The sequence below is a fragment of the Nannocystis sp. genome (genome assembly GCF_016714285.1).
In the GTDB taxonomy this organism is placed as follows: domain Bacteria; phylum Myxococcota_A; class Polyangia; order Nannocystales; family Nannocystaceae; genus Nannocystis.
The window spans coordinates 604,059-617,562 of the sequence record NZ_JADJNN010000001.1; the positions used below are offsets into that span (position 1 = coordinate 604,059).

Below are 13,504 nucleotides of genomic sequence, written 5' to 3' on the forward strand. Positions count from 1 at the left end.
CGAGGGCCGCATCACCAACACCACAGCGCAACGCGCACCTGGCCCAGCGCTGTGCATGCCCGCTGAGCTGTGCAGACCCGCCCGGGGCCGTTCTGCCGATAATGTATGTTATGTAAAGTAAGATCACGGGGCCGTCTTGAGCTCACGGCACCGCGTGACGGTTAGCGCCGACGCCGTCGCCAGCCGAGCACACCGAGCATCCACAAGGCCGCCGGCCCACCACGCTGATCGCAGCCGCAACCCGCGTCCTGCCCATACCCATCCGGCAACGCGGGCGCTCCCCCACTGTCGTGCTGCCCGCTGCTGCCGTGCATCGGCGGCAACGTGGTCGCATCACCGCCGCTCTCACCACCGCCGCCACCATGGCCCGTTTCCGCGTCGCCGCTGGTGCTCGCGGCGCTGTGCGGACACAGCGGATCGACCTCGCTGGCCTCCGGATCGCACAGCGGATCGTCCAGCAGATAGATCTTCGGACCTGTCCCTTTGAGCAGCACCGGCAGCGGCCGCACCGGCGCCGCCTCGGGCAAGGCCTGCAGCTCGGCCGCCGCCCACAGCTCGGCCGCCGCCAGATCGAAGCCCCACGCCGCCGCGATCGCCTCGTCCGCCACCTGCCGGCGAAAGCCCTGGTCGATGAGCCACACCGCCGCCGGATCGGCGTCGCTGCGCGCGAGCACCGGCGCCGCGCCGAGATCCTGCGTCTGCGGGATCGCCTCGATCACCGGATCCGTCGCCTGGATCGCCTGCCAGAACGGCGACAGCTTCCACGCCGCGAGGCTCTCCGGGTCCACGATCCAGCGCCGCACGCCGTCCGGGATCGGCGGCGCTTCGCACTCGATCTGGCTCGGCGAGAGCTCGAGCTCGGCGGCCTCACCGTCCTCGCTGTCGTTCGCGTACGCGAACACCGGATGCGGCTGCCCGTCGCGCAGGCTCAGCGGCACATCGAGCTCGAAGCCGTGCTCACACGATCCGAGCGGCTGGCACAGATCCTCACGGTAGATCTCCGCGCTCACCTGGACTGGCACCGCCGCGGGGTCGCCCTTGGCTGCCCCAAAGTACAGGTCGACGGCGACCGGCGCCTCGGGCGAGTCCGGATCCTGGGCCCAGCCGCGCAGCTGTTCGCACGCCGCCTCATCGAACACACCCTTGGGCGGCTTGTTGCCGAGGCCCATCAGCTCCTTGTACGCCTCGACCAGCGACATGTACGGCGACACGTAGACGAAGCCCACGCCGCCGACGTCCTGCTTGATGTTGAAGTGCAGGTGGATCGAGGTTGGGGTGTTGCCCATGTTGTTCGACACCTTCACCAGCGGCTGCGCCACCTCCACCTGTTGCCCCAGCGCCACCACGATCGTGTCGAGCGCCCCGTGCAGGTAGTCGAAGCGCTGGCCCGACGGCGTGGTCACGTAGATCGAGTAGCTGCCGATGTTGGTCACCTCGCCCGCCGCGGTCGCCACTACCTGGTGCTTCTTGTTTTCACAGGTCGGCGCGCGGATGTCCTGGCCCTGGTGGCCCACCCCCGCCGGACACAACGGCATGTCCCAGCTGCGCGTCTCGCAGTAGTTGTCGCGCCACGGGTAGCTGTAGTTCACCTCGTCGCACTGGTTACCGCCGGGGCCCTTGCTCCCGCCGTTCATGTACACCTGCGAGTTCGGGTACGACGGGCCCTGCTCGAGCGGGTAACGCATCCCGGGCGCGAACACTGTCATCTCGGGCAAGCCCTGCCCCGAGTCCGGGATCAGGTCGCCCGGCGGGAGATAGAACGGCTCCTGCGCCCGCGCCGAGCTCGGCGTCAGACCTGTCCCGAAGGCCAGCCCCAACCCAAGCACCACCGTGGTCAGCCCGCGCGCCCTCACGGTGCACCTCCTACGGCCCCGACGCCGCCGACCCCGGCGCCCTCGACCCCGGCGCCCCCGACCCCGGCGCCCCCGACATAGACCAGCCCCTCCACCATCGCCTCGAGCTGGCCCTCACGACAGTCCGGTCCCGCCGGATCCTCGCACTCGAGCTCCGCGCTGTAGGCGACTCCATGCTCGATCCAGCTGGCCGTCCGGATGCCCTCGTTCTCGCCGATGAACCCGTCCACGCCGCGGATGCTCCGCGTGCCGCGGACGCGGCCCACCTGCGGCAGCAGCGTGGCGATCCGCGAGGCCTGCACGCTCAGATGCCGCCCGCCCTGCGACGCCGCGAGCGCGTACCCGGGGCTCTGTGGCCCGACCGCGTGCAGGCTGGCCCCCGCCAGCCAGGTCGGCTCACGCGGCACGAGCACCGGCACCGGGCTGCGATCGATCGCCTCCCGCATGCTCGCGGGCAGTCGCTCACGCACCGCCGCGATCGTCGACGCCGCGGGCCACACCGGCACTCGCTCCACCCGCTCACCCGCCAGCAGACGCCCGCGCCGCGGTGCCACGGCCGCGGCTCGCTCGATCAGCTCGGGCGCGCGGTCCCGCCCGGCCGCGGGTTCCGCGCGGACACGAAGTGCGGACGGCTCCGCGGGGTCACAGCCCCACAGAACCCCTGCCAGCACGAGAACGGTTGGCGTGCGCGAGATCACCCAGGGAGTATCCGCGCATCGTGGGGGCACCTGTCAAGCGCGAAAGCGCGAGCCAGCCAGCCCTGCCCGTCTTGTTTCTGCGGCCCGACCTGCGACACTGCGCCCGCCGCTCGCATAGCTCAGTTGGATAGAGCGACAGTTTCCTAAACTGTAGGTCGCAGGTTCGATCCCTGCTGCGGGCGCTGCGTTCGTTGCTGTTGTAGTTCTGTGGGTTGTAGCGACTGGTTCGCGGTCGTCAGCCGGCCGTGGTGATCTCCTGATGCGCCCGGCATGGTGTCCCCGCTCGACGCACATTCAACGCACATTCGACGCACATACATTGTACGCGGAGGCCCTCCGCTGCTCTGCATGCGATAGGCGTTGCCGCGAAATCGGCGCATAGTCGAGACTGCCCACGCATGCACCCGATCGACGGAGCGAAGCCATGGCCCACCGCAGCGAACGAGTCGCCCTGCACAACACCTCCGAGTGGGAGGCCCAGGTGAGTCCGCGATCGCCACGAGACACCCCGCAGGCTCCGCCCCCCGCGAACCCCGGCGACGTGCGCGTGCGTGAGGCCTACACGGAGGGCCCAGGCGGCCGCATGTCCCCGCTCGCCGCGCGCCGCGTGGCGATCCCTGACCTCTACTGTCCCTTCGATCCGGCGGTGCACCCCGAGGCCGCGCAGGTCCACGCGGAGTCGGTGGCATGGGCGCTGGCGATGGGCCTCGCGCCCGACGAGAAGCAGGTCAAGGCGCTGCACCGGGCCAAGGTCGGCTGGCTCGTCGGTCGCGCCTTCCCGATCGCCGACCACATGGTCGCCCTCCAGATCGCCGCCGACTGGACCACTCTCTTCTGCCTCATCGACAACCACATCGAGAGCATCCGCGGCCCCGCGCTCTCGCACGTCTACCTCAAGGGCCTGCTCAACGTGTTCCGCGAGGGCGCCGCGCCGCTGATCGTCGACCCGTTCTCGCAGGCCTTCCGCGACCTCCGCGAGCGCATGTTGTTGGTCAAGGTGCCCGCGTGGATCGAGCGCTTCGGCGAGCAGCTCGAGCGCCTGTTTCGCACCTTCGTCGACGAGGCGAAGTACCGCCAGCTCGAGGCCGTGCCCGAACTCGTCAAGTACCGCAAGATGCGTGAGGTCAGCGTCGGCCTCTACTTCGGCTTTCGCCTCGGCGAGCTGACCGACCGCATCTCGCTGCCACACCACGTGCGCGAGCACTCCGTGGTGCGCAGCCTCGAGAGCAAGGCCTCGTACATCGTCGGCCTCGCCAACGACATCTACACCATCGAAAAGGAGATGGCGAAGGGCGAGGTCAACAACATGGTGCTCGTGCTCATGCACGAGGAGAACCTCAACTTCGAGCAGGCGCTGGCCCGCGCCGTCGAGCTCCACGACGCGGAGACCCGCGAGTACAGCGCGCTCACGCTGCGGCTCCCGAGCTTCTCCAAGGAGATCGACGACGACCTGCGCCGCTACGTCGACGTGCTCAGCTCGATGATCTCCGGCCACCGCAGCTGGGCCACCGAGACCACCCGCTACCGCGGCCTCGACGACTCCGGCATCTTTCGCGGCTAGGCCAGGCGCGCCCAGGTGTGGCCACGCGGGGCCAGGCCGCGCGGGGCCAAGCGGCCACGCCAGGCTCTGCCAGGCCGCCACACCTGCGTGCAGCCAGGCCTCACTCGGGGTAGCGCAGGAAGGCCCGGCGCCGGGCGATGAAGGCCCGCCGCGCCGGCTCCTGCGCGGCCAGCAGCTCGGCCAGCGGCGCCTGGGCTTCGACCGCCGCGCGCAGCCACGGCCCGCCCGCGAGCAGATCGATCGCCGGCCGGTCGGCGACGAACTCGTAGGGCTCGCTGCGCCAGCGCATCGCCCCCTGCCCCAGCCGCCACATCGCCGTCAGCAGCGCCCAGCCGGTCTGCAGGCTGCGCACCGCCGCGGGCTCGCGCACGTGCAGCTGGACCCCGCCGCAGCGCTGACCGGCGAACTTGTGGAACATCGGCTTGAAGCCCAGCGGGCGCACGCGCAGCCCGGGCGTCGCCGCCGGCTCGCCCGCCAGCGCAGCTGCCAGGGCGCGCCCGTCGAGCCAGGGTGCGCCGAAGATCTCGAAGGGCCGCGTGCAGCCGCGACCCTCGCTGAGGTTGGTGCCCTCGAGCAGGCACTGCCCCGGGTACACCTGCGCCGTCTCGAAGCCCGGCATGTTGGGCGACGGCAGCACCCACGGCAAGCCCGTCGCCGGCTGCAGCATCCGCCGCCGCCAGCCCGCGCACTCGAGGATCTCGAGCCCCGCGTGCGGCGCCCGCCCGCGCTCGACGATCGCCAGGTGGGCCAGCTCGGCCAGCGTCATCCCGTGGCGCACCGCGACGTCATGCAGGCCGACGAAGCTCTCCTGCCCCGGCTCGATCGCCCCGCCCTCGACCCACTCGTCGAGCCCGCCCAGCGGGTTCGGACGATCGAGCAGCAGCACCCGCACGCCGCACTGCAGCGCCACCTCGGCGGCCAGCACCGCCGTCCACACGTACGTGTAGTAGCGGGCGCCGATGTCCTGCAGGTCGATCACCAGCCACTGCGCGTCGTGCAGCATCGCCGGGCTCGGGCTCAGGCTGGCGATGTCGTCGCCGTACAAGCTGTACGTCGGGACATGTCCGATCGCACCTGTCTCCTGGGCCACGCTCTCCATGTCCTGGGCCGCCGCGTCGAGGCCGTGCTCCGGGCCGAGCAAGCTGACCAGCTGCGCCCCCACGGGCCCCGCGAGCACCTCCGTCGCGTGGACGAGCGCGGACGTGACCGAGGCCGGGTGGCACAGCAGCGCGACCGGTCGTCCGCGCAGCTGCGGCCCCTCGCCGCGGGCCAGTCGCTCGAGGCCGCAACGCACCGCCGGCTCATGGAGGTTGGATGCATCGATCGTCACCCCGCGACGCTACCGCCCGTGAGGCGATCCCGCGAAGTTTTTGGCCGACTCGCCCGCTCGTGCGATCGTCCCCGCATGCGCGACCCGCTGGCACCGATCCCCTCGCCGGTCTGCGATCACGGCTTCTGGCACGGCACCACCACGCCCCGCGCGACGCGCCTGCCCGCCGCCATGCGCCCTCCCGAGCAGGACGCCGACCGCGACGAGTACTCGCCGCTGCGCCTGCTCGAGCGCAATCAGGGCGACACCCACGGCCTCGATCGCCGGGTCGCGCCGCGTCGGCCGATGCAGTCGCAGCCGCCCGACGAGCACGGCAGCGGTCGCCTGCTGTCCGCCGCCCACCGCCCGATCGACGCCGTCCTCGGCCTCAGCACCAGCCACGGCTGGGCCCTCGTCCGCACCCTCACCTTCGCCCCCGCCGGCCTCCTCCTCCACCTCCTCGACCTCGTCAGCCCCGAGCTGCGTAGCGAGCACCGTGAGCGCGGCCAGGCCGTCCTGCGGCGCCTCGCCCCGGTCCTCGGCGCCCCGCTGCGGCCCGGGGCCGTGCACGCACCGGGTTCGCCGCTCGCCACGGTCGGCGGCTGTCTGCTCGCCCCGCGCGTGGTCGCCGACCTGTCCTCCTTCGCATCCCAGCCCGTCGGACGGCGCGGCACCTCGCAGCGGCGCCCAGCCGCCCTCACGGTCACGCTCCTCCTCCCGCAGCCCGATGTGCTGCTCAGCCTCGAGGGCGAGCTGGTGCCGATGACCGATCCCCAGCCCAAGGTCCTCGCCGTCGCCCTCTCCCTTCGCGCTCTGGCGCGGCTCGAGCAGGCGCTGCCCGCTCGCTGCGCCTGACCCGAGATCCCCGCCACGCCGGCCTGGCACAGCACCATCGCCGACCCCGCCGGGCGCCAAGATCCCCCATTTCGCCCTCCAGCGGCCGTTTCGCCGCCCTGCATCCCAGCATTGACGCTGCCAAACGTTGTCTCTATCCTCGCGTTGCCACATTTTCGGCGGCCTGCACACCGCGGCCTGCCACCCTTTTTGTCTGGCGCTCGTTTCGCGTCTCGTCTCGCACCAAGTTCGTACAAGGGGATCCGGTCTTGAACGCACCCAAGAAACCAGGAACTGACCTCAGCGCCCTCAAGGCGCGCCTCGCCAAGAAGTCCGGCGGTGACGCAGCCCCGGCCCCCGAGGCCGCCCCCGCAGCGGCCCCCGCAGCGCCTGCACCGGGCAAGTCGCCCGCGCCCAGGCCCCCGGGCGCGAAGAAGCCGGCTGGCGATCCAAACTTCATCCCGGCCCCGGGCGAGCAGGCCCCGGCGGCGCCCGCCTTCATCCCGGCCCCCGGTGAGGTCGCCCCCGAGATCCCGGCCCCCGGCGAGGTCGCCCAGCCCGTGGCCGCAGCCGCGGCGCGGCGCTTCCAGGCCGACGACGGCACGCCCTTCGGCGGCGGTGGTGGCGGCGGCGGCTTCGATCCGAACGCCGGCATCATCGACACCGGTGGCGAGGTCCAGGCGCGCGGCAACAAGGGCATCGTGGCTCTGGCCGCCGGTGCGGCGCTGCTGCTCGGCGTCCTGCTCGGCTACCTCGGCAACCAGATCACCTCCAAGGGTGCGCTGCGCGACCAGGGCAAGGCCAAGGGCGAGATCATGTTCGCCGAGGTCAGTAAGGTCAGCGAGATGCGCAAGGGCATCTCGCTGAAGATGGCCGACCTCAGCAAGCTCATCCTCACCGACCCGGCCAAGGGCGCGACGGAGCTGGTCACCCTCCTCACCACCAACTTCGAGAAGGCCCCGCAGGTCGACCAGCTGTTCGGCTGGCAGCTCGCGGCGATCAACCCGGACGGCCTGAAGAAGACCTTCGACCTCTACGAGGAGGCCAACGGCCTGAAGATCGACCTCGGCTACCTCGCCAACTTCGTCAACGGCAACGTCAAGCCGCTGGCGACCGGCGGCCCGCGTCAGTTCGCGGTCCAGTTCAAGGGCAAGGGCGTCACCCTGGTCGAGCGCCTCGACGCCCTGTGCGGCGACATCAAGGCCCCCACGCCGTGTGGCGGCGAGGGCAAGGATGAGCCGGTCGGCTTCAACATCCGCGCCGAGACCGGCGGCGCGCCGACGCCGGCCGCCATGGGCGTCGAGGAGGGCCAGGTCATGCCGCTCAGCGCCGATGGTTCGGTCTTCGCGTACATCGTCGGCCTGAACCCGGAGAACAACGCCAAGATCGTGGTCGGCTCGCTGCTCGGCCGCATCAACGAGCGCCTCGAGGCGATGGCCAAGGCCGAGACCCGCGCCCTCAAGGCCCTGCGGAAATACTCGGATGACCCGAATGTCGACGGCCCCGCCGGCGAGCTCGACTGAACCCCGGGCCCGGGCCTCCCGTGTATGGGTGCTCAATCCCGCGAGAGCCGGCCTGTTGGGCTGGCTCTTGCGGTATTACGTGTTCGCCGCGGCCTGCGTCGTGGTCACCGCGGTCTACGTCGGGCACCGGGTCTACCGCGGCTACGCGGCCGAGCTGCCCGACCTGACGCAGGTCGAGCAGTACGACACCATCGCGCCGGGCGTCACCCGCATCTACGCCGCCGACGGCAGCGTGCTCGCCGAGCTGGCCCGCGAGCACCGCTCCTACGCGGCCATCGACGCCGTCCCCGAGCACCTGATCCACGCCTTCCTCGCCGCCGAGGACCGCCGCTTCTTCGGTCACAACGGCCTCGACTGGCGCGGCCTCGGGCGCGCCGTGCTGGCCAACCTGCGCTCCGGCACCGTCGTTCAGGGCGGCAGCACGATCACCCAGCAGGTCGCCAAGGGCTTCCTCAGCGACGAGCGCACCCTCGATCGCAAGCTGCGTGAGGCGCTGTTGTCGGTGCGCATCGAGAGTCGCCTCGGCAAGCGGCGGATCCTCGAGATCTACCTCAACAAGATCTTCCTCGGCCACGGCGCCTACGGGGTCGCCGCCGCCGCCAGCCGCTACTTCGGCAAGGACCTCGACGAGCTCACGCTCGCCGAGTCGGCCATGATCGCCGGGCTCGCGCGCGCCCCCTCGCGCTACAGCCCGGTCACCAGCCCCGAGCGCGCGGTGGCCCGCCGCCGCGTCGTCCTCCACGACATGTTCGAGGTCGGCTACATCACCGCCGAGCAGCTTGAGGCGGCCAGCACCGAGCCCCTGCGCCTGGTCACCCCGACCGACGTGTTTCGCCTGCGGGCCCCCTACTACGCCGAGCACGTGCGCCGCGCCGTCGGCGACAAGCTCGGCGAGGCGAGCGTCCTGCAGGACGGCCTCCAGATCGAGACCCCCGCCCAGCTCGGCCTCGGCGCCGCGGCCCACGACGCCATCGACGCCGCCGTCCGCAAGCTCGACCGCCGCCAGGGCTGGCGCGGGCCGGTCGCTCACCTGGCCGAAGAGACAGCTCGTGCGACCTTCCGCGAGCGCGCCGTCGCCGAGTACGGCGCCGATCCGCTGAGCGCCGACCCGCTGCGCTGGCGCCTCGCCCTCGTCACCGCCGTCGACCCCAAGAAGGCCCAGATCGCCGTCGGCGGGATCGAGGCCGTGCTGCCGCTCAAGCGCATGCTCTGGGCCGCCCGCTACGACCGCAACGCCACCCTCAACGACGCGACCCTCGGCAAGGTCAACGACGCGATCGAGGCCGGCGACGTCCTGTGGGTGCGCCTGGCCCAGAAGCGCCGCCTCAGCATCGCCGAGGAGAGCGACGAGGGCCACGACCCGCCGCGCGGCAGCGAGGCCGAGGGCGCCGTGCCCGAGCCGGTGAAGCCGCGTCCGGTCGAACCGCCGAGCCCGCCCGAGATCGATCCGGAGTCCGGGCTGCAGGTGCTCGAGCTCGGCCAGACCCCGCGCGTCGAGGCGGCCCTCTACACCCTCTCGCTCGACAGCGGCTACGTCGACGCGATGGAGGGCGGCCTCGACTACGACCGCTCGCAGTTCAACCGCGCCACCCAGGCCTGTCGCCAGCCGGGCTCGGTGTTCAAGGCCATCTACTACTCGCTCGCCCTCAACGGCGATCACTGGCGCATGGACTCCGTGCTCGAGGACCGGCCCTACGTGCCCGAGCCCGGCGAGGTGTGGAACCCGCAGAACCTCGGCCAGACCCTCGATGGCGAGGTCCTGCTGCGCACCGCCCTGATCCGATCGCTGAACCTGCCGTCGATCCGCCTGTTCCAGAGCCTCGGCGCCGACAACGTCGTCGCCTGGGCCCGCCGCCTCGGCTTCACCACCGACCTCATCGCCGACCGAGCCCTCTCGCTCGGCGCCTCGTGCGTGCACATCGATGAGCTCAGCCGGGCCTTCGCCATCTTCGCCCGCGGCGGCAGCTGGGTCGACCCGGTCTACGTGCGTCGGGTCGTCAACAAGCGCGGCGAGGTGCTCATCGATCACCGCAGCCCCGACGACCCCGCCGTCGACGTCGCCGGCCGCCTCGACCGCCTCGGCAGCCTGGCGCTCAAGGGCCCGCGCCAGGTCGTCGACGATCGCACCGCCTTCCTGATCACCCGCCTGATGCGTGAGGTCGTCACCGCCGGCATCGGCGCGCGCGCTGGCCGGATCGGCGTGCCCGTCGGCGGCAAGACCGGCACCGCCTCCAAGGCCACGAACGTCACCGACACCTGGTTCGTCGGCTTCACCTCGCGCCAGATCACCGCCGCGTGGATGGGCGACGACACCTACGAGCGATCTCTCGGCGAGGAGGACGCCAGCTACACCACCGCCGTCCCGCTGTGGCAGCAGTACATGACGGCCGTCGTCGACGGCGTCCCCCACGACGCCCTGCCCCGCACCCGCCCGCCCGGCCTGACGACGCGGGTCGTCGACGCCCGCACCGGCAAGGACGTGGTCCCCGGCATGCCGTCGGCGACCCTCTACCTCAAGGAGTGAGGCTCAACGAGCCCCGCTCAATTGGCGGGCGTGAGTCGTTGAGCGGCAGCGACGGTCGGCCCCCGCCGCAGAATCTGTCTCTCGGGCCAGCCGCCAGCCAGCCGACCCCGTTCAGGTCGACGGCTCGGCGACCAGCTTGCCCGTGACCGCGACCGGGCGATCATTGCCCGGCACCGCCTGCGGCTGGCTGTTGGCGTAGCGCGGCTTGGCCCGCATCGGCGCCAGCGTGCGCCCCTCGATCAGCGACGTGACCTCGACCGCCGACAGCACCTCGCGCTCGAACAGCGCCTCGGCCAGTCGGCGCAGCGCGGCGTCGTTGTTGATGAGGATGTTGCGGGCCAGCTCGTACTGCCGGGTGACGACCGCGTGGATCTGGCGATCGATGAGCTGCGCGGTGGCCTCCGAGTAGTGTGGGGCCTGCTGGATCTCACGGCCGAGGAACGGCTGCGCGTCGCCCTTGCTGTACGAGATCGGGCCGAGCTCGTCGCTCATGCCCCACTCGCAGATCATCTTGCGGGCGAGGCCCGTGGCACGCTCGATGTCGTTGGTCGCGCCGGTCGTCTTCTGGCCGTTGAACGCGAGCTCCTCGGCGATGCGCCCCGCCATGAGGATCGCGATCTGGGCCTCGACGTGATCGCGGTCGAGGTTGTAGCGGTCCTCCTCGGGCAGCTGCTGGGTCACCCCGAGGGCCCGGCCGCGCGGGATGATCGTCACCTTGTGGATCGGGTCGACGTGCTCCTTGGGCAGGCTCATCGCCACCAGCGTGTGCCCGGCCTCGTGCCACGCGGTCGTCATGCGCTCGCGCTCCGAGATCACGGCGCTCTTGCGCTCCGAGCCCATCAGCACCTTGTCCTTCGCGCGATCGAAGTCGTCCTCCGTGACCCGGTCGCGGCCGAAGCGGGCCGCCATCAGCGCGGCCTCGTTGACCAGGTTCTCGAGGTCGGCGCCGCTGAAGCCCGGCGTGCCGCGGGCGACGGTGCCGACATCGACGTTGTCGTCGACCGGGACCTTACGCGTGTGCACCTTGAGGATCGCCTCGCGACCGCGGACATCCGGCAGGCCGACGATGATGCGGCGGTCGAAGCGACCGGGCCGCAGCAGCGCCGGGTCGAGCACGTCCGGCCGGTTGGTCGCCGCGATCAGGATGACGCCGTCGTTGCCCTCGAAGCCGTCCATCTCGACGAGCAGCTGGTTCAGCGTCTGCTCGCGCTCGTCGTGACCGCCGCCGAGGCCGGCGCCGCGGTGGCGGCCGACCGCGTCGATCTCGTCGATGAAGATGATGCACGGCGCGTTCTTCTTGCCCTGCTCGAACAGGTCGCGCACCCGACTGGCGCCCACGCCGACGAACATCTCCACGAAGTCCGAGCCGCTGATGCTGAAGAAGGCCACGCCCGCCTCGCCGGCGATCGCCCGCGCCAGCAGCGTCTTGCCGGTCCCGGGCGGGCCCATCAGCAGCACGCCCTTGGGGATGCGCCCGCCGACCCGCAGGTACTTCCGGGTGTCGCGCAGGAAGTCGATGATCTCCTCGACGTCCTCGCGCGCCTCCTCGACCCCGGCGACATCCTTGAAGGTGACCTTGTTGCTGTGCTCGTTCAGCAGCCGGGCCTTCGACTTGCCGAAGTTCATCGCCCGCCCGCCGCCGGCCTGCATCTGCCGCATGAACATCACCATCAGGACGACGATGAAGATCATCGGCAGCCACATCAGCGCGAACTGCAGCAGCGCGCCGTCCTCCTCGGGCTCGACGCGGTAGTCGATGCCCTTGTCGCTGAGCTGCTTGTACAGGTTCTCCGCGACCGGGCCCGCGGCCTGGTAGGTCTTGCCGTCGAGCTCGTAGGTGATGTCCACGTACGACTCGTGCACCGCGACCGTCATGTTGGTGCTGCGCTTGAGGTCGGCCCACTCCTTGTCCACGTTGTCCATGAACTTGGCGTAGGAGATGTTCACGACCTCGTGGCTGGTGTTGAACATGTTGGCCAGCGCCAACACCGCGACGATCAGGCCGAGCCACACCAGGAGGGTCTTTGTTTGCTGCTTCACGGCGGTTTCGGAGCGATCGGCGGCGCGTCGCTCGGACGGGCGAGCATAGCGGAAGACCCCCAGGCAGGCCAGCGCGGACGCCCACCCGATGCTCGCGGACCCGATGGCCAGCGACCACTGAGGCACGTCGTCACGGAGCCTGCGTGAGCTGCAAGCCCCCGCGATCGAGCCGCAGCCGCAAGCGGGGCCGCAGATGCCACGAATGAGGCGCCCGCGCCGGCGAGGCCGCCCCGGCGTTGGGCGCGGTCACGGCCTCCGCCCGCGCACACAGGGCCCGGTCGATCGAGGCGATCACGGCGTGCCCCAGCGTCCCCATGTCGACCCCACCTGCCGCACAAACCAGGCGGATCACCCGCGTCCGCACCGCGCGCGGGAGGGTCGCTAGCCCCTCGATCGCCCAGCGCCCCGGACCGCGGCGACAGGCCGCCTCCTCCCGGGCCGCCCACACCGCGAGCGCCGCCTCGGCCTCCGCCGCCTGCGTGGCCAGGGCCGCCAGCGCCGCCTCGACCCGCGGATTTTGTTCGCGCAGCACCGGCAGCAGTTCCTCGCGCACGCGCACCCGCGGGTGGCGTCGGTCACGGTTGCCGGGGTCATCGACGAAGCCGAGGCCGAGCCGTCCGCACAGCGCCCGCGTCTCCGCCCGCGACACCCCGAGCAGCGGCCGAAGCCACGGCGGGTCCCACTCCGCCATCGCTGCGACGCCCTCGAGGCCCGCCCCGCGGGTCGCGTGCATCAGCAAGGTCTCGGCCTGATCGGTCTGCGTGTGGGCCAGCACGACCGCCCGGCCCTCCGCCATCGCCCGCAGCGCCGCCCGCCTCGCATCGCGGGCGCGGGCCGGCAAGCCAGCGCCCGCGGCCAGTTCGAGGCGAGTGACCCGCGACGCCAGCCCGAGCCCCGCCGCCAGCCCGGCCACGTGCTCTGCGTCTCGCCTCGAGTCCTCACGGATGCCGTGATCGACGTGCCCCACCGTGAGCTCGAGGCGGTCCGCCTCGGCGATCAGCGCGAGCAGCCCGAGCAGCGCGCATGAGTCGGCCCCGCCCGAACACGCGACCAGCAGCGGCAGGCGGCCGTCGCCCGCGGCCCACCCGAGCCCACGCAGGCGGGCCAGGGGTGGCCGCAGGTGACCGAGCGCCGCGGCGATGCTGGGATGGCGAGGTGGCAC

9 protein-coding genes and 1 tRNA gene are annotated in these 13,504 nt (G+C 71.6%); 5 read left to right on the plus strand and 5 right to left on the minus strand.

What is annotated here, in order from left to right; all coding sequences use genetic code 11:
- Positions 1–161: 161 nt before the first annotated feature.
- Both IPJ59_RS02520 and IPJ59_RS02525 read right to left on the minus strand, forming a co-directional pair.
- Entirely contained in the window at positions 162–1,853 is a 1,692-nt protein-coding gene (locus IPJ59_RS02520) for a M23 family metallopeptidase (protein ID WP_293269593.1), read from the minus strand.
- Positions 1,850–2,407 carry a hypothetical protein gene (locus IPJ59_RS02525; RefSeq protein WP_293269594.1) on the minus strand — a complete coding sequence of 186 codons (558 nt, stop codon included), beginning with the start codon at positions 2,405–2,407 and terminating at the stop codon, positions 1,850–1,852. The genes IPJ59_RS02520 and IPJ59_RS02525 overlap by 4 nt, the downstream gene beginning before the upstream one ends.
- Before the next feature lie 252 nt (positions 2,408–2,659).
- On the opposite strand from IPJ59_RS02525, the gene IPJ59_RS02530 reads away from it, so the two are divergent.
- Both IPJ59_RS02530 and IPJ59_RS02535 read left to right on the plus strand, forming a co-directional pair.
- Positions 2,660–2,733 (plus strand) — tRNA-Arg (locus IPJ59_RS02530).
- Between the two features lie 242 nt (positions 2,734–2,975).
- A complete protein-coding gene (locus IPJ59_RS02535; protein WP_293254466.1) occupies positions 2,976–4,112 on the plus strand; it encodes a terpene synthase family protein in 1,137 nt (378 codons plus the stop codon).
- A 100-nt stretch (positions 4,113–4,212) separates the two neighbouring features.
- Here IPJ59_RS02535 and IPJ59_RS02540 read toward each other — a convergent pair whose 3' ends face one another.
- Positions 4,213–5,442, minus strand: a complete 1,230-nt coding sequence (locus IPJ59_RS02540; RefSeq protein ID WP_293254469.1) for an exo-beta-N-acetylmuramidase NamZ family protein — start codon at positions 5,440–5,442, stop codon at positions 4,213–4,215.
- Between the two features lie 75 nt (positions 5,443–5,517).
- Between IPJ59_RS02540 and IPJ59_RS02545 the strand changes: the two genes are divergently transcribed.
- The 3 genes from IPJ59_RS02545 (at position 5,518) to IPJ59_RS02555 (ending at position 10,302) form a co-directional block, all read left to right on the plus strand.
- Complete coding sequence (locus IPJ59_RS02545; RefSeq protein WP_293254472.1) at positions 5,518–6,276, plus strand: hypothetical protein; 759 nt, start codon at positions 5,518–5,520, stop codon at positions 6,274–6,276.
- A 248-nt stretch (positions 6,277–6,524) separates the two neighbouring features.
- Positions 6,525–7,778 carry a hypothetical protein gene (locus IPJ59_RS02550; protein ID WP_293254475.1) on the plus strand — a complete coding sequence of 418 codons (1,254 nt, stop codon included), beginning with the start codon at positions 6,525–6,527 and terminating at the stop codon, positions 7,776–7,778.
- A 55-nt stretch (positions 7,779–7,833) separates the two neighbouring features.
- Complete coding sequence (locus IPJ59_RS02555; protein ID WP_293269595.1) at positions 7,834–10,302, plus strand: penicillin-binding protein 1A; 2,469 nt, start codon at positions 7,834–7,836, stop codon at positions 10,300–10,302.
- Positions 10,303–10,413: 111 nt separating this feature from the next.
- On the opposite strand, the gene ftsH is transcribed toward IPJ59_RS02555, so the two are convergent.
- Positions 10,414–12,342, minus strand: coding sequence for an ATP-dependent zinc metalloprotease FtsH (gene ftsH / locus IPJ59_RS02560; RefSeq protein WP_293269596.1), 1,929 nt, complete (start codon positions 12,340–12,342; stop codon positions 10,414–10,416).
- A 130-nt stretch (positions 12,343–12,472) separates the two neighbouring features.
- Positions 12,473–13,504: a tRNA lysidine(34) synthetase TilS gene (tilS, locus tag IPJ59_RS02565; protein WP_293269597.1), complete on the minus strand. Its 1,032-nt coding sequence runs from the start codon at positions 13,502–13,504 to the stop codon at positions 12,473–12,475.

Excerpts from the sequence above, each read along its gene's own strand:
- IPJ59_RS02545 (WP_293254472.1), top strand. The coding sequence starts at position 5,518 with ATGCGCGACCCGCTGGCACCGATCCCCTCGCCGGTCTGCGATCACGGC.
- IPJ59_RS02535 (WP_293254466.1), top strand. The coding sequence starts at position 2,976 with ATGGCCCACCGCAGCGAACGAGTCGCCCTGCACAACACCTCCGAGTGG.